Annotated in this window: 14 protein-coding genes; 7 read left to right on the top strand and 7 right to left on the bottom strand. The window is 70.9% G+C overall.

From position 1 onward, the window contains the following. Positions 1 to 190 precede the first annotated feature (190 nt). Together WMF43_RS31425 and WMF43_RS31420 are read right to left on the bottom strand one after the other, a co-directional pair. Positions 191 to 1495: a monooxygenase gene (locus WMF43_RS31425; RefSeq protein WP_437670359.1), complete on the bottom strand. Its 1305-nt coding sequence runs from the start codon at positions 1493 to 1495 to the stop codon at positions 191 to 193. Positions 1496 to 1707: 212 nt separating this feature from the next. Then, the gene (locus WMF43_RS31420; protein ID WP_437670357.1) at positions 1708 to 2142 is read right to left on the bottom strand and encodes a GFA family protein; all 435 of its coding nucleotides are present in this window, start codon (positions 2140 to 2142) and stop codon (positions 1708 to 1710) included. A 577-nt stretch (positions 2143 to 2719) separates the two neighbouring features. On the opposite strand from WMF43_RS31420, the gene WMF43_RS31415 reads away from it, so the two are divergent. Continuing rightward, the gene (locus WMF43_RS31415; RefSeq protein WP_437670355.1) at positions 2720 to 3172 is read left to right on the top strand and encodes a hypothetical protein; all 453 of its coding nucleotides are present in this window, start codon (positions 2720 to 2722) and stop codon (positions 3170 to 3172) included. A 180-nt stretch (positions 3173 to 3352) separates the two neighbouring features. Beyond that, positions 3353 to 4045 carry a hypothetical protein gene (locus WMF43_RS31410; RefSeq protein WP_437670353.1) on the top strand — a complete coding sequence of 231 codons (693 nt, stop codon included), beginning with the start codon at positions 3353 to 3355 and terminating at the stop codon, positions 4043 to 4045. Positions 4046 to 4198: 153 nt separating this feature from the next. Here the strand turns inward: WMF43_RS31410 and WMF43_RS31405 are convergent, their stop codons facing one another. After that, on the bottom strand, positions 4199 to 6535 hold the full coding sequence (locus tag WMF43_RS31405) for a DNA polymerase II (RefSeq protein WP_437670352.1): 2337 nt from the start codon (positions 6533 to 6535) through the stop codon (positions 4199 to 4201). 344 nt (positions 6536 to 6879) lie between these two features. Between WMF43_RS31405 and WMF43_RS31400 the strand changes: the two genes are divergently transcribed. Then, complete coding sequence (locus WMF43_RS31400) at positions 6880 to 7551, top strand: DUF4142 domain-containing protein (RefSeq protein ID WP_437670350.1); 672 nt, start codon at positions 6880 to 6882, stop codon at positions 7549 to 7551. 125 nt (positions 7552 to 7676) lie between these two features. Here the strand turns inward: WMF43_RS31400 and WMF43_RS31395 are convergent, their stop codons facing one another. Then, positions 7677 to 8846 (bottom strand): zinc-dependent alcohol dehydrogenase, encoded by a 1170-nt coding sequence (locus tag WMF43_RS31395; RefSeq protein ID WP_437670348.1) that lies wholly within the window; start codon positions 8844 to 8846, stop codon positions 7677 to 7679. A gap of 2 nt (positions 8847 to 8848) precedes the next feature. Beyond that, on the bottom strand, positions 8849 to 9469 hold the full coding sequence (locus tag WMF43_RS31390) for a hypothetical protein (protein WP_437670346.1): 621 nt from the start codon (positions 9467 to 9469) through the stop codon (positions 8849 to 8851). A 463-nt stretch (positions 9470 to 9932) separates the two neighbouring features. Here WMF43_RS31390 and WMF43_RS31385 point away from each other — a divergent pair, with 463 nt between their 5' ends. The 4 genes from WMF43_RS31385 to WMF43_RS31370 all read left to right on the top strand — a co-directional run bounded on the left by WMF43_RS31385 (position 9933) and on the right by WMF43_RS31370 (position 14542). Then, complete coding sequence (locus WMF43_RS31385) at positions 9933 to 10805, top strand: hypothetical protein (RefSeq protein ID WP_437670344.1); 873 nt, start codon at positions 9933 to 9935, stop codon at positions 10803 to 10805. Positions 10806 to 10963: 158 nt separating this feature from the next. Beyond that, positions 10964 to 11767, top strand: a complete 804-nt coding sequence (locus WMF43_RS31380; protein ID WP_437670342.1) for a hypothetical protein — start codon at positions 10964 to 10966, stop codon at positions 11765 to 11767. A gap of 154 nt (positions 11768 to 11921) precedes the next feature. Next, on the top strand, positions 11922 to 13445 hold the full coding sequence (locus WMF43_RS31375) for a sugar ABC transporter ATP-binding protein (protein ID WP_437670340.1): 1524 nt from the start codon (positions 11922 to 11924) through the stop codon (positions 13443 to 13445). After that, positions 13442 to 14542, top strand: a complete 1101-nt coding sequence (locus WMF43_RS31370; protein ID WP_437670338.1) for a sugar ABC transporter permease — start codon at positions 13442 to 13444, stop codon at positions 14540 to 14542. The genes WMF43_RS31375 and WMF43_RS31370 overlap by 4 nt, the downstream gene beginning before the upstream one ends. 145 nt (positions 14543 to 14687) lie before the next feature. Here WMF43_RS31370 and abc-f read toward each other — a convergent pair whose 3' ends face one another. Together abc-f and WMF43_RS31360 are read right to left on the bottom strand one after the other, a co-directional pair. Beyond that, positions 14688 to 16619, bottom strand: coding sequence for a ribosomal protection-like ABC-F family protein (abc-f, locus tag WMF43_RS31365; protein ID WP_437670337.1), 1932 nt, complete (start codon positions 16617 to 16619; stop codon positions 14688 to 14690). 186 nt (positions 16620 to 16805) lie between these two features. After that, entirely contained in the window at positions 16806 to 20033 is a 3228-nt protein-coding gene (locus tag WMF43_RS31360) for an FG-GAP-like repeat-containing protein (RefSeq protein WP_437670335.1), read from the bottom strand. Positions 20034 to 20334: the final 301 nt, after the last annotated feature.

Genomic DNA, 20334 nt, shown 5'->3' with positions numbered 1-20334 from the left:
GCGCGCCCGCGATGGGGCGCGCGGAGGTCGATCCTGTGATGTCGACTCGTCCGTGTAACAGACCAGGAGCCACGGGCGCCTGCTCAGGGCGTCTTGCTCGCTCGAACCGTAGGCGGTCCGCGCTGCGGGATCCTCTTCGAGGAGGAGCCCGAGGTTGGGATACGCGCCGGCGGCGCCGGCGGCTGCGGCCTCATTCCGAGACGAGGAGGGTCCCCAGGCACATCTCGTCGAGCGTCCCCTCGCCCCAGTTCATATCGGTGTCCGTCATGTTGTCGTAGTGGCACTCGATCCTGATCTCGTCGCCGGGGTTCCACACCTTGGGCTGCGTGTACCCGTACGTGCCCTGCCAGTGAAAATTCCAGCGCGGGATGTCGAGGAGGCACTCCCTCTGCCCGTCCGCTCGGATAAGCTCCGTGACCGCCTTCACCCCGCGCGTGTGCATGTGGAGCCCGGCGCTGTAGATCGTCACGGGCTTGTCTCCCGAGATGGCGTCGTCCGACGCGCGCTTCAGGAACGCCGAAGGCTCCTGCGTGAAGGCATGGGCCACGTCCTTCGAATGGGCGGGGATATCCATCGTCTTCCGCAGGATCCACGCCGGGTTCGTGAACGGCACCACGAACGCGGGCTTCTCCACGGCGTCCTCGACCATGATCTCCAGGCCCGTCTGGTCGGGGACCGCCTCGGCCGTCAGGGTGTTGTAATGCAGCTGCATGATGACCTTCGATCCCGCCGGCACCTCCATGCCCGTCCCCTCGGGCAGCCGGTTCTCCACCGAGCCGGGGACCCACGCGCCGAGCCAGCTCATCGCCCCCTGACCTCCGCCGGGGCCGCCGAAGCACTCGTAGCCGGGCTCCGGGTCGGCCGCGTCGAGCATCTCGTATTGCTCCACCTGATCGGGCTTCGCCAGGAAGGCGATCATGTGATGGATGATGCTCTTGTTCCCGGGCACGAGGTTCATCCCGGTGACGTACTCGGTGGTCGTTCCTGGCCAGTCGAGCAAGAAGCAGCGGTAATCGTCGGGAGAGACCTGGGGCGTGTACGCCTCCGCCATCGTGAGCGTGTGATCCACGCGCGGCAGCGCCGTGCGCGGCGCCTCGACCTCGGGCGCCGCGTCCTTGGGGTCGCCCGCCGGCGCGCCGGCGTTCACCCACCGCGAGAACAGGGCGATCTCGTCGTCCGTGAGCGATCGGTTGGAGGCGAAGTCGGCGCAGCCCTGCGCGGGAGGCCACGGCGGCATGGTGCGGCCCTCCACCGCGGCGAGGGCGGGGCCCTTCCAGCGGTTCACGTCGTCGTAGGTGGCGAGCGAGAAGGGGGCAATACCGCCCTCCTGGTGACAGCCGGTGCACTTCGCGTCCACGAGCGGCTTGACGTCCCGATAATAGGACTCCGTCGCCGTCCCGCCCTCCGCGCCCGGGTCGCCGGAGCAGCCCGAGAGCGAGAGGCCGAGCGCCGCGAGCGCTCCCAGCGAGACGTTCTTCAGACCGCAGCTCGACATGATGAACACTCCTCTCCTCGTGCGACATCGTCGCAAGACGTGCGTCTCTCGTCGAGTGTACCACCATGCCATGGCGCCACGGCGCGCTCGTCGGGCCGGCGTGGCCGACGTTTGCCGCCCGCCCGCCCGCCCGCCCGCCCGCCCGCCCGCGGCGCCGGCGCTCACCTCCGCTCCTCGTGTCGCCGAGCGTGGGAGAGCGCGCCGCGCAGAGCTCAGCGGGCCGGGCGGGGTGAGGCGTAATAGGGCTGCGGCGGGGCCTCGTCGAACCGCTCCAGCCCGTCCTCGGGGAGCGTGTCCCAGGGCGCCTTCGCGCTGATCCAGATGTGGGCCACCGGCCGCGCGCCCGGGTCCTCGTCGAGCGTGCCGAGCCGCACGCGCCGGATCTCGGGTCGGTCGGGCATGCGGGAGTAGACCGGCGAGCCGCAGCGCGAGCAGAACGCCCTGAGCCGGCCCGGCGACGACTCGTACTCGGTGATGAGCTCCTGCCCTTGCACGATGCGGAACACGTCCGCGTGCACCGGCGCGTTCGTGGCGAACGCCGTGCCGTTCGCGCGCCGGCACATCGAGCAATGGCACTGGACCACGGTGCCGATCTCGCCCGTGATTTCGAACCGCACGCCGCTGCACAGGCACCTTCCGCTGATCACCGCGCTCGCTCCGTTCTGCGGCCGCGCTCACCGCGCCGCGCGCGCAGTATCGCGCGCCGGCGGCACCGTGTGTGAGAGCAAGGCGATCTCGCCGCTCGTCTCGCTCGCAGCCCGAGAGCCCCGTCCGGCCGCCCGTGCGGGCCGGCCGTTCGCCGGGATCTTGCTCCTGCCGGCCCGGGCGCGGCGCACGTTGCGCCGTGGGCGAAGTCCCCGGGGCCGCGCGCGCCAGGGCAGGCGCCCCACCTGTCTCGGGCGGAGGGAGAGGTGCCGACGCCCGCGCGGCGGTGAAACGCAGGGCTGCGACGTCAGCCGCGATGGGCGCCCTGCATAGACCTCCATCGACGACGGGGAGGAGCCCGAGGCCAGCGAGGCCGAGAGCGGCAGAGCGGCACCTCACCACGCCCGTCTTCGCGAATCGAAGGATGACCTTGGGAGACGAGGTGCCAGGGAGGGGCGGACGCGAGCTCTCCTCGTGAGCTCCGGCGGATCTCCTTGGAAGCTGCCGCGCGCGTGGAAATCGATGAACCGTTGTTGGTCGTGTCTCGTGATTGATTGGCTGTGTGAATGGAGGATGACCATGAAGAAATTTGTCCTTGCGATCATGAGCGTTGCTGTCGTTGCCCTGCCCGCCGCCGGCGCGAGCGCTCGCGGGAGCACCCCGCTGAACGGCAAGCCGTGGGTCGCCAGCGAGGATACGTGCTTCTCGAGCGGCTGGAACCAGCTCACGAACTCGAGTTGCTCCGGCTACCGCAAGTGGCTCGTCGACGCGCCGATCGACAACTCGAACGAGTTCCACGACTTCAGCGTCGCGGGCAGGGGCACCGGATCCACCGTCGTCAAATGCTGGGCGGTCAGCAACACGTCGGACGGCCTGTCGGGCTGGTCGGTCTACGCCGATCGCGCGTCGACCTCGTGGGGCTGGCTGAACGAGTCGGCGCCTTCGATCTGGGTCCCTGAGGCGGGGACGCTGCATTTCGACTGCGATATCCCGCAGACGGGAGGGGTCTCGGCCTTCCACTGGTCGCCGTGACCAGCCTGAGCGGTTGACCGCTTCCCGTCGAGAGGCGCGGCGCGGTCAATCGAGGGATCGAGCGGCCGCACGGCGCCGGCGCGCGACCGTCCGATGTTCGCCTCGTGCGACGTCGGGGGGCGCCGGCGCCTGCGGTCGCTCGGTAGTTGGACTGTCCGTTTTTACGAGGGTTGTAATTCTATGAGCAGGATCGGCTTGTCTGCAGCCGTTGTCGTGGTCCTCGCAATGGCGTTATGGGGCATGTCCAGGCAGCGCGACGCCGACGCGAGCGTGCGTAGCCTGTCGAGCGCCGTGGCGCGGGCAGAACAAACCGCCGCGGGCGCGTCCAGCAGCGTGGAGCGCCTGCGGAGGTCCGTGATCGCCGCGCAGAAGCAATCTTCGAGGGGCCCCGTTCCAGGGACCAGAGAGGCGCCCGCGGAGCTCGACGACGAAACAGGCCCGGAGCCCAACACGGAGCCTTCCCGCCTCGAGGAGCGCGCGCCGACGCACAGCGCGGCGGAGGTGCGCGGCGTGGCGACGCACGAGCGCGTCGTGCAGGAGATCTCGGGCCGGTTCGATGCCGAGCCAGTGGATTCGCGATGGGCGGACGAGGCGCGGAACAACGTAGAGGCGGCCGTCGAGCCCTTCTTGTCGACGTCCGTGGACATCCGATCGGTGTCGTGCAAAACCTCGATGTGCAGGCTGGAGGTGGTCCACGACGACGTGGAGGGGTACCGCTCGTTCATGCAGCAGGTACTCCATTCCGAGATTTGCCGGGACTGCTTCGCTGCGAAGACCGGGGAAGCGCAGGATGGCAGCCTCACGATGACCGTTTTCCTGGCCAGGGAGGGTCATGCGCTTCCTCGCGTCGCTCGGGTCGCCACGGCACCCTAGAGCGACAAACGGATTGAACTCACCTGAAACGAGCAGAATCTCGAACAAGATGCCGAAGACGCCGAGACATCATCTCCTTGGCGTCCTTGGCGTCCTTGGCGTCCTTGGCGTCCTTGGCGTCTCACTTCTCGCTCGATCAACGTGATCGGTATTCTAGAACAGCGACAGCTGCCGCCGCGCCCCGATCATCGCGTCGAAGTCCTCGCCCCCGAGCCACCGCAGCACCGAGTCCGCGATCGGCTTGAGCTGCTGCGTCACGTAATGGTCGTAGTCCGGCGGCGCCGTCGTCTGCCCGACCGGCTCGGGCCCGGCGCGGGTGATGACGTACGTCACGATCCTCCCCACGTCCCCGCCCAGCTTGCGCGCCGCCTTCACGTGCGGCGGCGTCGTCTTCGTGTACGCGTCGAGCGGCTTCCGCAGCGCCTTCTTGTAGGCGAGCTCCGCGTCGAACCGGCCCGCGCGGAGCTCCGCCACGAAGGTCCGCACGAACTCCGCCACCGGCCGGTCGTGGAACACGAGATCGAGGAGCTCCCGCTGGAAGCGCCGCGCCACCGCGCTCGCGTCCCGCCGCACCGCCTCCAGCCCGACGATCTCGACCACGTCGCCCCGCTCCTCGGCGACGAGGCCCGCATAACGCTTCTTGCTCCCCTGCGCGGCGCCGCGCAGCTCGGGCAGCAGGAAGCGCGTGTACAGCTTCTCGAACTCGAGCTCCAGCCGGCTCTCGCAGCCGAAGGTCCGCTCGATCTCGGCCGCGACGGACCCCGAGACGAGGGCGCGCAGCTCCTCGGCGCGGGCGAGGGCGCGCGCGGCGTCCGGCTCGCCGCTCTCCACGAAGAGCGAGTCGGTGTCGCCGTAAAGCACCCGGTGCCCGGCCCGCCGCACCGCCTCGGCCGCGAGCCGGATGACGTGCTGGCCGGCGCTCGTGATCGCGTTGGCGACCGCGGGGGAGAACAGGCGCGAGGCGGGGGAGCCGAGCACGCCGAAGAGCGAGTTCATCAGGATCTTGATCGCCGTCGCGCCGCGCTCGTCGCCCGCCCGCCGCGCGTCCGCCCGCTCGTCCCAGAGGCGCGCGACCAGCTCGGGGAGGATGCCCGGCTCGCCGCGCCGGAACGCCGCGCCGCCCGGCGTCCGGATCAAGGCCGCGCTCTCCTCGGCGTCCCAGGCCACGAACGTGAGCGGGTCGATGTTGAACGTGCGAATCAGGCTCGGATAAAGGCTCTTGTAATCGTACACCAGGATGTTGCGGTAGAGCCCCGGCACCGAGTCGAGCACGAGCCCGCCCGCGATCTCCACCTCTCCGTCCGGCGCCTCGCCCGAGACCGACGGGGCGACCTTGCCGCGGGCGCGCAGCGCGGGCAGGTAGAGCGAGTCGATGGCGGCGATCTGCGCGCCCACCCGGTCGAGCTGCATGCCCGTGAGCAGGCTCCTCCGCACCGAGAGCTCGACGAGCCCGGTCTTCTCCAGGAGGTCCCGGACGAGGCGGGCGTCCTCCAGGTTGTACGCCGCGAGGAGCGCCGGATCGTCGCGGTACGACGCCTCGATCTGCGCCCCGCGATCCTCGGGCCCGAAGAGCTTGCCGCGCCCGAGGATCGTCCGCGCGGCGGTCTCGAGGCGGTAGTCGTCGAGGCGCATGAAGGCGCCGCGCAGGAGCGCGAGCCCGTCGAGCACCACGCGCCCCGTGAGCACGACGCGCGCCTCGCGCGAGAAGCCCGGATCGCGGAGGATCGAGATCTCCTCGTCGCCGCGCCCGAGCGCGCACGGCAGCCCGGCCCGGCGGCAGTAACGCTGGAGCGCGGGGAGATCGAAGTCCGGGATGTTCCAGCCCGTGAGCACGTCGGGGTCCGCCTCGGCCACGTGCGCGAGGAAGCGCTCGAGCAGCGCCCGCTCGTCGGAGAACCGCTCGACGTAGTCGGGCAGCCCGCCGGGCACGGGCTCGCCCCGCACGAGGAGGCACCTTTCCCCGCCCGCGCCCGCGAGGCCGATCGAATAGAGGTGCTCGCCGTCGAGGCTCGTCTCGATATCGAGCGAGAGCACGCGGAGGCTCGGGACGAAGCTGGCCGGCGCGAGCTCCGGGTTCCGGTACACGCGCCCGACGCCGGGGCGGCGCTCGAACGGCCCGGAGACCGCGAACGCGCCGCGGATGCCGCGATCGATCAAGAACCGGTAGGCGAAGCGCACGTCCGCCTCGAGGCACTCGACGCCGGCGTCTGCCAGCCGCTCGCGCAGCGAGGCGACGTCCCGCGGGAGCGAAACGTCGACGCGCAGGACGGGCTCTCCGTCGAGCGTCGTGAGCGCCTCCTCCGCGACGCGGCCGCCGGCGATCCGCCGCGCGGCGTCCTCGTCGCGGGCGCGGACGAAGAAGTAGGGCCTGAACCGGTCCTCGATGACGAGCGCCGGCTCGCCGTCCGCCATCACCGCGTGGAGATGGACTTCTGGGCATCCGGCGACGATCCGGGTTGTCGGCGTGAGGATGAAACCACGGTCCGCCATGCGCGAAGACCTCCGGGCGAGCTCATCGCCGCGGGGCGAGGCGGCCATGACCACCTCGACCGAGCCCGCACTTGACCACCGGGGCCGGCGCCCCGCAAGCCCTCTCGTCGCCCGACGCGAGCGCGCCCGACGCCGCGGCGGCGAGGGCCCGGTGCGCGGCGACTGCCCTCCTCGACGCCTCCGCGCGCCGGCGCGTGCGCAGCGCGGTCTCGCTGGTTCCGTCGAGAGCAGGTCCGCAGCTTGCTTAACGCTGAAGACGTACGCAGAGGTCGTGAACCCCGCGGGCGTCCATGGATTCAATCGTCCCTGCAGCGCGCCGCGGGAACCCAGGAAAGGACAGAACCATGATGCGCCATCATTTCAGGCATCACGTCGCGGTGCTCGCCGCCCTCGCCGCGAGCGTCATCGGCAGCGCCGCCCTCGCGGCCGGGGATGAGGACGAGGCTCTCCACGGCGGCCAGTACGTCCAGCAGCAGCAGTTCCAGCAGCGGGTGATTCAGCAGTTCCGGCAGCAGTCGGCGCGGGCGCAGGGATCCCACGCGCAGGTCTCGGACGGGGCGATCGCCGGCGTCGTCTCGGCGACGAACCGCTTCGAGATCTTCCAGGCCACGATCGCCCGCACGCAGGCGCGGAGCCGGGAGGTCAAGGATTTCGCGAGGGAGATGATCGAGGCCCACACCCGGTCGGAGCGCCGCCTGAGCGCCCTCCTCAAGCGGCTCAGGATCGAGACGCAGCCGACGCGGGTGAGCTCGATGATCACCGGCCACACGTCGGTCGTCGGGAACTTCCTTCGGAAGCAGCCGGCCGAGAAGTTCGATCTCGCGTACATCACGACGCAGGTCATGACGCACCGCCACGCGCTGCGGCTGCTGGACGAGCACCTCATCCCGAGGTCGAAGAACGAGGCGCTGAAGCAGGAGCTCCAGCGCGTCCGCGCCGACGTGGTCAGCCACCTGGAGAGGGCGCGCGCGATCCAGGCGTCGCTCGCGAAGGCGCAGCAGGAGCAAGGCCGGTAGCTCCACATCGCCAGGCCCGCCCCTGGCTCCGTGGAGAGGGTAGGCCCGGGGCGCCGCCGTCCGTCGCGCCGCGCGACGAACGGCGGCGCCTCGGGCCGGGCAGCCCGGCGGTACGTCCGCAGGCCTCAGGGCGCGAACACCGCGCGCATGCACCCGTCGGCGCGCTCCTCGAAGAGGCGGTATCCGCGCGGGCCGTCGTCCAGGCACATGCGGTGCGTCAGGAGGAACGATGGATCGATGTCGCCGCGCTGGATGAGCTCGAGCAGCCTCGGGATGTACCGCTGTCCATGCTGCTGCGCGGCCCGGACGACCAGCGCCTTGTTCATCAGCGCGCCCAGCGGGATCTTGTCGGCGAAGCCGGCGTAGACGCCGACGATCGACACCGTGCCTCCCTTGCGGCAGGCGAGGAGCGCGTCGCGCACCACGAGCGGGCGGTCGTTCTGCAGCCGGAGCGCGTGCTTCACCCGGTCGTACGTATACTGCAGCCCCGTGCCCTCGGCCTCCATGCCGACCGCGTCGATGCACGCGTCGGGACCACGGCCGCCCGTCAGCTCCCGGAGCGCCTCCTGGACGTCGACCTCGGCGTAGTTCAGGACCTCGGCGCAGCCGTGCACCTTCGCCATCGCCAGGCGGTCGGGGCGGCTGTCGATCGCGATGACCCGCGCGGCGCCGAAGAGATAGGCGCTCTTGATCGCCATCTGCCCGACGCCTCCGCAACCCCAGACCGCGACGACCTGGCCCGGGCGGATGTCGCAGAGCTCGGCGCCCATGTAGCCTGTCGGGAGCGCGTCGGAGGCGAACACGGCGCTCTCGTCCCGCACCCCGTCCGGCACCTTGAAGGCGCCGTGGTCCGCGAACGGCACGCGCACGTACTCGGCGTGGCTGCCCGCGAAGCCCCCGAAGGCGTGCGAGTAGCCGAAGATCGCGCTCATCGTGTCCCCGAACAACCGCTCGGTCACCACGTGCCTCGGGTTCGAGTTGTCGCAGAGCGACCAGAGCTCGCCCTCGCAATACACGCACCGGCCGCACCCGATGACCGACGAGACGACCACCCGGTCGCCCCGCTGGAGCCGCTTCACCTCCGCGCCCGTCTCCACCACCTCGCCGAGGAACTCGTGCCCGAGGACGTCGCCGCGCCTCATGGCCGGGATGTACCCGTGCACGAGGTGCAGGTCCGACCCGCACACCGACGACAGCGACACGCGGACGATCGCGTCATGCGGGCTCACGATCCTCGGCTCGGGCACCGACTCGACCACGACGTCATTCACCCCGTTCCAGCAGATCGCGCGCATGATCAGCTCCTCTCCTGGCCTCGCCGGCCCGACGGCTGCCCCGCCGTCGTCGGGATCTCGCCCACCTCGATCCATTGCCTGAGCCGCCGCAGATCGCCCCGCAGCCGCCGCCTGGGCGCCTCCGCGAGCACCTTCGCGGCCGCGCGCGCGACAAGCCCCCTCGGCCGCGCGCCGGGCAGGACGACCTTGATCTCCGTCCCCCGCTCTCCCGGCGCCGGCTCGACCGACACGATGCCTGTCCGCCCGCTCTCGCCGCCACGCGCGCGCCCCGCGCCCCTCGCCTGGATCGTCGCCTTCCCCTCGCACGCGCCCGTCCCGGGCTCCAGGCGCTCGACGCCCTGCATGAAGCGCCGCAGGCCCTCGGCGTCGAGCAGCGCGCGGAGCACCGCCGCGCGCGGCCTGCTCACCGTGACGCTGCTCGCGACCCGCGGCGCGGGCGCCCGGAGCGCCGCGAGCAGCGCCGCCGCCGCCGAGACCCAGAGCGCCGGCCGCCCCTCGGACAGCCCGGTGAGCCGCGCGTAGAGGTGGTAAACCACCGTCTGCGCGCGCCCCGCGAGCGCCCTCGCGACTCCCCGCCTCGCCGGCAGCGGCGCGCAGCGCCCGCGCTGCCTCGCCGCCCGCAAGAGCCTAATCAGCGAAGCCCTCTCCGGCTTCGCCGGCGCCGCGACCTCCGTCGCGCCCCGCTCCCGGCCCGCGGCCTGCTCCGCCCGCTGCGCGCCGGCGCGCGCCCGCGCGCGCCGGATCGCCTTCCCCTTTGCCATCTTTCCCCCCTCGACTCTCGTCCAGAGAGCCCGCGACGGCGTGTTGCAAGGACATGGCCACTCACGATGATCCAGCCGCTCACGTCTCCATGACGCTGCGCGACCCCAGCGCCGTTGCGAGCGGCCACATCCAGGAAATTGCGGGGAAACGCGCGGCTCGTGGCGCGCGGCGAGCGCCGATTCCAGCGCGAGAAGAACAAGGTTGCGGGCCCTGAAATTCCGGGCGATACTCTGCGCCGCCAGGACACCTCACAACACATCGAATGTCCGGCGTCAGTAAGGTAAGGCCTGATTCTTGGGCTTCTGCTACGGAGATTACGAACGCATGAAGACTGGAATTTTCTTGCGCAGCTTTAACTTGGCGGTGTGTGGTCTGGCCGTGGCGGCGTTCGTCGCGTGCGGCGACGACGGCGACGGCGGGGGCGGCTCGGGCGGCACCGGCTCCGGGACCGGCACCACGGGGACGGGGACGGACACGGGGAGCGGCACGGGGACGGGCACGGGGGCGGGAACGGGCACGGGGACCACCGGCGCCACCACCAGCGCCACCACGGGCGGCGGCGAGGAGCTCCCGACGATCTCGGACCTGATCGACGACATGGAAGACGGCGACAACGCCATCCGGGTCGTGACGGGCAGGGAAGGGTACTGGTACAGCTTCAACGACGAGACCCCGGACGCGACGCAGACGCCGGCGGCCGGGGAAGACGCCGATCCTTTCGCCATGACCGCGCTCACGCCGGCGCGCGAGCAGAGCACGAAGGCGGCCTGCACCAAGGGATCGGGCTTCGCGACCTGGGGCGCCGGGATCGGCTTCGATCTGCTGAGCACCGACGGCGTCAAGGCGGCCTACGACGGCTCGGCCCACCAGGGAATCACGTTCTGGGCCAAGATCGCCGCGGGCACCGAGGACTCCGTGAAGGTGATGATCTCGGACAAGAGCACGACGCCGGAAGGCGGCCACTGCGATCCCGACGCGGCAGAGATGGGGTGCAACGACAACTGGGCCCGCACGATCACCCTCACGGAGCAGTGGCAGCAGTTCGCGATCGCCTTCGAGGACCTGAAGGTCGGCGGCTGGGGCCTCCCTCCGCTCACCGAGAACATCGACGCGACGGCGCTGTACTCGATCCAGTTCCAGGTCGCGCAGGCCGTCGATTTCGACTTCTGCATCGACGACCTCGGCTTCTACCAGTGAGCGCCTGAGCGCTCGCCGCCCCGAGGGCCTCCGCGTCGGAGGCCCTCACGCCCCCTCCGCCTCTCCCTCTTCAACTCCATGGTACCCTGGGCCGCGGCGCGCGGTGGGCTGCGCGGCGCGACGTGGACGACGTCCACGCGGCGGCGACAGGAGAAGACATGGCGAAGAGGAAGCGGGCGGCATGGATAGGGGCTGCGTGGGTTCTCGCGGCCGGTGGGTGCACCAAGGTCGCGGGGCTCGACGACGGCTACCACCTGCAGGAAGGGGAGGGCGGCGCGGCCGGCTCGACGGGCACCCTGTCCTCGACGTCGGCCACGGGCGGCGGCGGGGCGCCCCCGGCCGTCGCAGAGATGATCGACGACATGGAAGACGGCGACAACGCCATCCATGAGGCGGGCGGCAGGAAAGGATACTGGTACAGCTTCAACGACGGCACGGAGGGCGCGACGCAGACGCCGCCGGCCGGAGCCGGCGCCGATCCTTTCGCCATGACCGAGCTCACGCCGCCGCGCGGTCAGAGCACGATCGGGGCCTGCACGAAGGGATCGGGCTTCACGGAGTGGGGCGCCGCGATCGCCCTCGATCTACTGTACGTCGAGGCGACCAGGATGTCCTACGACGGCTCGGCGTACCGGGGCATCACGTTCTGGGCCAAGCACGCCGCAGGCACCCAGGACAGCGTGAAGGTGCTGATCTCGGACAAGAGCACGACGGCGGAAGGCGGGCACTGCGACCCCGAGGCGACGGAGATGGGGTGCAACGACAACTGGGCCGGCCCGATCCGCCTCTCGGAGCAGTGGGAGCAGCACGTGATCGCCTTCGAGGACATGAAGGTCAGCGGCTGGGGCCTCGCCCCGCTCACCGAGACGATCGACACGACGACGATGTACTCGATCCGGTTCCAGGTCGCGAAGGACGTCGACTTCGACTTCTGCGTCGACGACATCGGCTTCTACGAGTGAGCGCCTGAACGCTCGACTCCCGAGGGGCCCCGCGCCGGAGGCCCCCCACACGCACGCTCCGGCGGGCATTCGTCCGGGGACGCAAAGAAGTGCTTGCATCGCCGCCGCTACCCGGGCAAACGCTAGCGCACCGCGGCACCTGCTCCCCAGGACAATGCCTCTCCTCGAGCTCGCATCCATCACCAAGCAGTTCCCGGGCGTGAAGGCGCTCGACGGCGTCTCGTTCGACCTCCAGGAGGGCGAGATTCACGCCCTGTGCGGCGAGAACGGCGCGGGCAAGAGCACGCTCATCAAGACCCTCTGCGGGTATTACCCGGCGGGCACCTACGGTGGCGAGATCCGGCTCTCCGGCCAGCGGGTCGAGTTCAGCGGGATGCGCAGCGCCGAGGAGCACGGGATCGCGCTGATCGCGCAGGAGCTCGCGCTCGTCCCCGAGCTCACGGTGGCAGAGAACCTCGTGCTCGGGCGCGAGCCCGTCCGGGGAGGGCTCATCGACTGGGCCGAGGTGCGCGCGCTCGCGCGGCGGGCGCTCGAGCGCGTGGGCCTCGACGTCGACCCGGAGCGCCCGATCAAGGACCTTGGCATCGGCCAGCAGCAGATGGTCGAGATCGCGAAGGCGCTGCTCAAGGACGCCAAGATCCTCGTGCTCGACGAGCCGACCGCCGCGCTCACCGAGTCCGGCGTGCGGACGCTGCTCAACCTGCTGCGCGACCTGCGCGCCCGCGGCGTCTCCTGCATCTACATCAGCCACCGCCTCGAGGAGGTCTTCGAGATCGCCGATCGCATCACGGTGCTCCGGGACGGGCGGTCGATCACGACGCAGCCGCGGGCCGAGCTCACGCCCGACAAGGTCATCTCGCTCATGGTCGGCCGCGAGGTGACGAACCTGTACCCGTGCCCGCCGCCGCCGGAGGGCCCGGTCGCGCTCGCGCTCGATCGCTGGTCGGTCGAGGACGCGGGGCACCCCGGGCGGTTCGTGCTGCGCGACGTCAGCTTCGAGGTGCGGGCCGGCGAGGTGCTCGGCGTCGGCGGCCTGATGGGCGCCGGCCGCACCGCGCTCGTGTCGACGATCTTCGGCGCGGCCACGAGCCGCGTCACCGGCTCGATCTCGGTCCTGGGCAGGCCGGCCACGCCGCCGTTCAGGTCGCCTGCGGAGGCGATCGCGGCGGGCATCGCGCTCGTCAGCGAGGACAGGAAGCGCTACGGCCTCGTGCTTGAGTCGACGCTCCTCGACAACCTCACGCTCGCGACGCTGCGGCGGTTCGTGAAGGGGCTCTTCCTCGACCACGCCGAGCGCGAGGTGAAGGCGATCGAGCAGATGAGGGCGCTCCGGACCAAGGCGCCGGGGCCGCTCGCGCTCGCCAACCAGCTCTCGGGCGGCAACCAGCAGAAGATCGTGATCGGCAAATGGTTGATGGCGGGGCCGCGCGTGCTCCTGCTCGACGAGCCGACCCGGGGAATCGACGTCGGCGCGAAGGCGGAGATCTACCGGCTCATCCACGATCTCGCGGCGGGCGGGCTGGCCGTGGTGCTCGTGTCCTCCGAGCTGCCGGAGCTGCTCGGCATGAGCCACCGCGTGCTGATCCTCACCCAGGGCAGGATGACCGCCTGCCTCGATCGGAAGGACGCCACGGCCGAGCGCGTGATGGCCGCGGCCACGAAGAAGGTGACTGAATGAGCGAGGGGAAGCTTGGCGTGCGTATTCCCTGGCGCACGCTCTCGATGGTGGGATCGCTCGTCGCGATCTGGATCGTCTTCTCGATCACGACCGATGGGACGTTCGTGACGTCGCGCAACCTGACGCTCCTCGCGCGGCAGATGTCGGTGACCTCGATCCTGGCCATCGGCATGGTGATGGTGATCGTCGCCGGGCAGATCGATCTCTCGGTCGGCGCGCTCGCCGGCCTGCTCGGCGCGGCGTCGGCGATAACGTTCGTGAACTTCGGCTGGCCGCTGCCGGCGGCGTTCCTCGTGCCGCTCCTGCTAGGGGCCGTCCTCGGCTTCATCCAGGGCACCCTCGTGGCCCGCCTGCGCATTCCGCCCTTCATCGTCACGCTCGGCGGCATGCTCATTTACCAGGGCTCCATTCTCGGCTCCACGGGCGGCGTGTCCATCTCGCCGTCGCGCCCTTACCTGTTCGTCGGCCAGGCCTATGTGCCGCACGCCTTCGGCTGGGCGATCGCCGGCGCGATCAGCGCCTTCCTGGTGTACCGGGCGGTGCGCGCGACCGGCACGGCGCGCGGGCCGTGGATCGGGCTCGCCATGCTCACGCTCGTGTTCGTCGGCGTGATGAACGACTACCAGGGCGTGCCGTTCCCGGTGCTGCTCGTCCTCGTGCTCGCGACGGCGTTCTCGGTGCTCTCGAAGCACACCGCGTTCGGCCGGCACCTCTACGCGATCGGCGGCAACCGGGAGGCGGCCTTCTACTCCGGCATCAACATCAACCGGCACCTCGTCGCGGTGTTCACGCTGATGGGCGTGATGTCGGGCATCGCGGGCGTCGTGCTCACGGCCCGCGTCGGCTCGGCGACGTCGGACGCCGGCCGGATGATGGAGCTCGACGCCATCGCGGCCGCCGTCATCGGCGGCACCTCGCTCCTCGGCGGGCAGGGCACGGTCTGGGGCGCGCTGCTCGGCGCGCTGGTCATGGCGTCGCTCGACAACGGCATGAGCCTGATGAACACCGAGAGCTTCTGGCAGCCGATCATCAAGGGCGTGATCCTCGTCCTCGCCGTCGGCATCGACATGGCCAGCCGCAAAAATCGAGGGCATTGAGCGACGCGTCGCCCGCTTCGGATACGGGCCCACCTCGACGTTTTCGGTGCTCAGCGCACAGGAGTGCGCTTGCGCGCCGAAAACGCCGATCTGGGCCCGTCTCCTGTGCGGGCGACGCGCCGCTCTTTGCTTGGTGGGGGGAGGTTTAGGGGGCGCCGAGCTCGGCGAGCTCCTGCTCCAGCTGCTCCCACTCGGCCATGAGGGCGTCGATGCGGGGGCCGAGGGCCTCTTCCTCGGCCTGGAGCGCGGCGATCTCGGGCTTGGGGGTGCGCTCGAAGAAGCCGTCGCTGCAGTAGAGGTCGTGGATCGCCTTCTTGCGGGCCTCGGCGGCCTCGATGGAGGCGAGCACCTTGTCGCGGCGCGCGGGCAGCTCCTTCTGGCGGTTGCGCCGGCGCTTCTGCTCCTCCCAGGAGCCGCCGGCCTCGGCGGCCGCGGGGGCGGGGGCGGCCTTCTGGTGCTCGCGCTTCGCCTTGAGCACCACCGTGTCGGCGTCGAGGTGATCGTCGCCGCAGCCGGCCAGGTACTCCTCGTAGGTGCCGGGGAAATCGCGCGGGCCGCTCGGCGTGACCTCGAGGATGCGCGTCGCCAGCTCGGAGACGAAGAAGCGATCGTGGGAGACGAAGAGCACCGTCCCCTCGAACGTCTTGAGGCCCTCGATGAGCGCGTGGATCGCCTCCAGATCGAGGTGGTTCGTCGGCTCGTCGAGCACGAGCACGTTGGGGCGCTCGACGAGGATGCGGCAGAAGATGAGCCGCGCGGCCTCGCCGCCGGAGAGCGAGCCGACGCTCTTCTCCACGTCGTCGCCGGAGAACAGCGCCCGGCCGAGCTGCCCGCGCACGTAGCTCGGCGACTCGTCGGGGCACGCGGCCCACAGGAACGAGAGGGGCGTCATCGACCCGTCCACGAGCAGCTCCCGGTGGTCCTGGGCGAAGTAGCCGACGCGCGCCTCGTGGCCCCACGACGCGCCGCCGGCGTCGGGCGCGAGGCGGCCCACGAGGATCTTGAGCAACGTCGACTTGCCGAGCCCGTTCGGCCCGATCACCGCGACCCGCTCGCCGCGCCGGACCGACAGCGACACGTCCCGCAGCACCTGCTTGTCGCCGTACGCCTTGGAGATGCCCCGGGCCTCGAGCACGTCGCGCCCGCTGGGCCGCTGGATTGCGAACCGGAACACCGGCGTGCGCCGCGACGTGTCGGCGAGCTCCTCGACCTCGATCTTCTCGATCTGCTTGAGCCGGCTCTGCGCCTGGCGCGCCTTGGTCGCCTTCGCGCCGAACCGCTCCACGAACGCGCGCTTGTCGGCGATGATCTTCTCGGCGCGCGCGATCTCCGCCTGCTTGCGCTCGCGGATCGCCTGCTTCTCGACCACGAACGCCGCGTAGTTGCCCGTGTAGAGCGTTATCGTCTCGTAGTCGACGTCGAGGATGTGCGTGGCGATGTTGTCGAGGAAGCGCTGGTCGTGGGAGATGACGACGGCGCAGCCCTTGTAGCCGGCGAGGAACTTCTCCAGCCAGCGGATCGACAGGATGTCGAGGTGGTTCGTGGGCTCGTCGAGCAGGAGCACGTCCGAGCCGCCGAGCAGCACCTGCGCGAGCAGCACGCGCAGCTTGAAGCCGCCCGACAGCGTGGAGAGCGGCCGCCGGTGCGCCGGCACGGGGATGCCGAGGCCCTCGAGCACGGCGCTCGCGCGCGCCTCCAGCGTGTAGCCGTCGTGGGCGCGGATGAGGTCCTCGAGATCGGCGATCCTGCCCGGGTCGCCGCCGTCCTCCGCGAGGCGGCGCGACGCGACGAGCGCGTCCCACACCACGCGGTCGCCCATCATCGCGAGGTCCAGGATGATCTCGTCGTCGCTGAGGAACCGGTCCTGCCGGAGCACGCCCACGCGGGCGTCCTTCGGCAGGCTGACGGACCCCTCGGACGCGGGCTCGTCGCCGGACACGATCTTGAGGAACGTGGTCTTCCCCGAGCCGTTGGCGCCCACCAGGCCGTAGCGGGACCCCGCGTTCAGCTTGAGAGAGACGCCCTCGAAGAGGGTCCGATCACCGTACGACTTCGCGAGGTTCGAGGTTCCGAGCATGGAGGCGTGGGGGCTCTTGGCGCGCGGCGCGCGGCGCGCGGTCGGGGCGGAGGGCGCGGCGCACAGGCATAGCACTGCGCCCCGCGGAGGGTGCCGGCGTTCGTGCGCCGCCGCCGGCCCGGGTCCCTCGGGCCCCCGGCCCGCCGGCGCCGGCGCGGGCGGCCTCCGCGGCTGCCCGCCCGCGCGTCAGTTGGCGACGTCGCACTGCGCCTTGTCGGACGCGGCGTCCTTGTTGTTGCCGTCGTTGCACTCGTCGATGGTCCCGTCCGGATCGACGAGGCCGTAGATCAGGATCATGGTGTTCGACGGAAAGCCGTTGATCGTGGCCGTGAAGCTCTCGCTCGCGCCCGGCGCGATCGGCCCCGGGACGACCTGCTCGTGGAGCGCGCTCCCGCCCTGGCTGGGGTCCCCCGCGTAGTACCGGACCAGCACGTCGCTGGCCGGCGCGGAGCCGGCGTTCTTGATGGTCGTCGGGACGCCGACCGTGCCCGGGCAGCTCGCGGTGCTCACCCGGCCGACCTCGATCTGGAGGTCCGGCAGCGCGTCGCCGGCGTCCACGACGGCGGTCAGCTCGTTGTTGTCCTCCTTGCACTCGCGCTCCACGGCGTCCTTGTCGACGACCGCGCGCACGCGGTCGGGCAACGCCCCCTGGGCGCTGTTCGGGGCGCTGTAGCTCACCGTGAGGAGCATCGAGCTGTGCGGCTCGATGCTCGTCGTGAGCGCGATCTGGAGGGGCTCGCCGCTCGCCTCCGTGAGCTCCTCGGACACGGGCGGCGCGTCCCACTCGCCGTAGAAGCTGACGATGACGCCCGGGCCGACGCGGAGGTCGCCGGCGTTCTCTACGCGCACCGTGATGTTGATGTTGTCGGAGAGCTCGCCGCAGACCGCGTCGGGCGACGAGATCTGGATCCCGTTCAGCTGGAGATCCGGCGCGATCCCGTACGACCGCGGGTTCGAGCGGTAGGTGTTGTAGCCGCGCCCGCCGTACTCCTTCCAGCTCTCGGGCTCCTGCTTCGGGATGCCGCCGCTCTCCAGCGCGTTCGTCACGTGGTAGCCGTGCTGGTTCCAGATGCGCCGGGCCGAGACCCAGAGATCGTTCTGCGCGCCCCAGACCTCGAGGCCGTTGTTGTAGTCGGTGCCCTCCGAGCAGAAGGTCGACTCGTTCGACGTGGCGAACACGATCTCCGCGTTGCCGTCGTTGTCGACGTCGGCCACGACCGGGTACTCGGTTCGGGTGCGGCTCGGCGAGTGCTCCTTGAACAGCACCTGGGCGTTCACGCCGTCGTAGATGCGGAAGTAGCACTCGTCGTTGTAGATGACCTCGGCGGCGCCGTCGCCGTTGAAGTCGAACACGCTCGAGCCGGTCGCGCGGCTGGAGTTGTCCTCGGTGACGCGCTGCCAGCCGTTGTGGTAGCAGACGCACGTCCCGCGCTGCGTGTTGCACGTGGCCGCGCCGGAGCTCCCGCAATCCGCGTCCTCGTCGCACGGCACCCCGTTCGGCGTCCGCTCCGGGTTGCCCTGCAGCCCCGTGCCGGAGTCGCGGAAGGCGTTCGGCCACGCCGGGCACTCCTCGGTCGGCTCCTGGAGGTCGAGCATCACGTAGTTCAGGCCGAACGCGGTGCCGACCTCGGGGAAGCCGTCGCCGTCGAAGTCGTCGATGTTCGGCGCGCCGCCGTCGCGGGTCGTCGCGCTGATCATCTGCGTGCGGCGCACGACGGCGCCGGTCTGCCCGTTGAGCACGAAGAAGTAGCCGTTGTTGAAGAGGATCACCTCGGGCACGTGGTCGAGCGGGTTGTTCGGCCCGGGCGCGGCGGCCTGGTCGGTCCCGAGCACGTCGGCCACGGCGCAGAACCCGTCGCGCTGCGAGTTCGGGATCGTGGCCGCGCCGTTGACGCCCTGCCCGTCCCACACCACGAGCAGCTCCCCGTTGCAGAACGCGGTCTCCTCGGGGCTCGCGTAGGGCGGCGTGCACTCGGAGATGCGGGTCACCCCGGCCGGCGGGCGGGGGAGGGCGTAGGCGGTGCTGCCCGCGACGATCTCCTGGCGGGCGTCGCCGGTGATGTTCGCGACGCACGGGATCGGCCCGAGCGCGACCACGGTCTGCAGCCCGTGCATCAGGGTCCCCTGGAACTGGTCCCGGATCGACAGCGCGTCTCCTTCCCCGGCCTCCAGCGTGAACACGTGCCGCCCGACGACGATCTCGGCGAACCCTTCTCCGTCGATGTTGGCGATCGCGGGCGCCGGCTCGGGGTAGCCGCTCCAGAGGTTGTTCGCGAGCAGCCTGGTCTTGCCCGTGTTGCTGAAGATCTGGAGCCCCGACGACTCGGTGATCGCCACGATCTCGGGGACGCCGTCGTCGTCGATGTCGCCCACGGCGAGCGCCGAGGTCGAGTTGAGCGTCGCGTTGGCGCAGGTGTACGCGAGGTCGGTCGCGTCGCCTTCCTTCCAGATCGTGCTGCCGAGCACGGCGAGGTAGTCGCGCCCCTTGTTGGGCCCGCCGCCGTGGATCGCGCGCAGCACGCCGTTCCTGGCGAAGTCGCTGCCGCAGAAGGTCGTGAAGATGATCTCGGGGAAGTCGAGCTCGTTGATGCGCCCGTCGCCGTTGTCGTCGTCGAGGTTGGCGACGAGCGGCGTCATGACGTTCTGCGCCGAGGTCGGGAACGGGCTGCCGATCGCGCTCGAGCTGGCGCGGTTCGCCCCGCCCCACTGGATCTCGATCTGGGGCAGGACGTTCGCGAACGGCTCCGGCGGCAGGAGGCACGTGGGCGGCTCGCCGGTGCCGGTGCAGGAGCCGACCTCGCAGGACGCGTGGGTCGGGCAGTCCCAGTCGTCCTCGCAGGGACACTCTGCCTGTCCCGTGCCTTCGCCGTCGGTGCACGTGCTCTCGAAGTAGGCGTTGCCGCCGCACGTGAACAGCTCTTTGGTCCCGCTGCCGTTCGACACGCACTGCGTGAGGACGTTCCCGTCGCAGGTCCGCTCGCCGGAGACGCACGTATCCTGCTTGCAGAGCGCGCCGTCGCAGAACCGGTCGATGGGGCACTCGAGGTCGCTGCTGCAGCCGATGTCGACGCAGATCGCGCCCCCGTCGGAGGTGATCTGGCATTCCTCGGTCGGCCCGCACTCGAGGTCGTCGCAGGCGTTGTCGACGCAGATGCCTTGTCCGTCCTCCACCTCGCACCGCTGATCCGGCCGGCATTCCACGCCGTCGCAGGGGTTGCCGGCGCCGCTGCCGCCCATGCCCCCGCCGCCGACGGGCATCCCGCCGAACCCCGGGTCTCCGCCGGTGCCGGCGCCCTCTCCGCCGCCGCCCTCGCCTGGCGGAATGGCGATCTCCGGCTTGCTGCAGGCCGCTGCAGCGAGCACTGCGGACCAGGGGATCACGAAGCGAAGGAGCCGCCGGGAGGACGTGAGCATGGGCCGATTGTACGGGGGCGCCGACGGCATGGAAGCGCGTTCGCGCGCGGCGTCGCGAGGCGAGTGGGAGCTCCGCCCACGGTGGGCGTCGCTCGGCGGCAGGGGGCAGCGGCGACGGGGAGCGGGGAAGCGGGCCGTGCGGGACGGCCTCGCTTCGGGGGTTCGTCATGCCCACCATGACGAGGGCCTGAGCAGCGCGATGACCTCGCAGCGCGCGAGTCGAGGTGGACGCCTCCGAGCACGGACACGCCGGACGTGCGCCGCTGAGAGGTCGCTACCCCATCATGAGCCGGCCCAGAGC

This window comes from Sorangium sp. So ce131, from assembly GCF_051519095.1.
Classification (GTDB): domain Bacteria; phylum Myxococcota_A; class Polyangia; order Polyangiales; family Polyangiaceae; genus Sorangium.
Note: the sequence above shows the minus strand (reverse complement) of the source record. Positions and strands in the feature narration are given on the sequence as shown.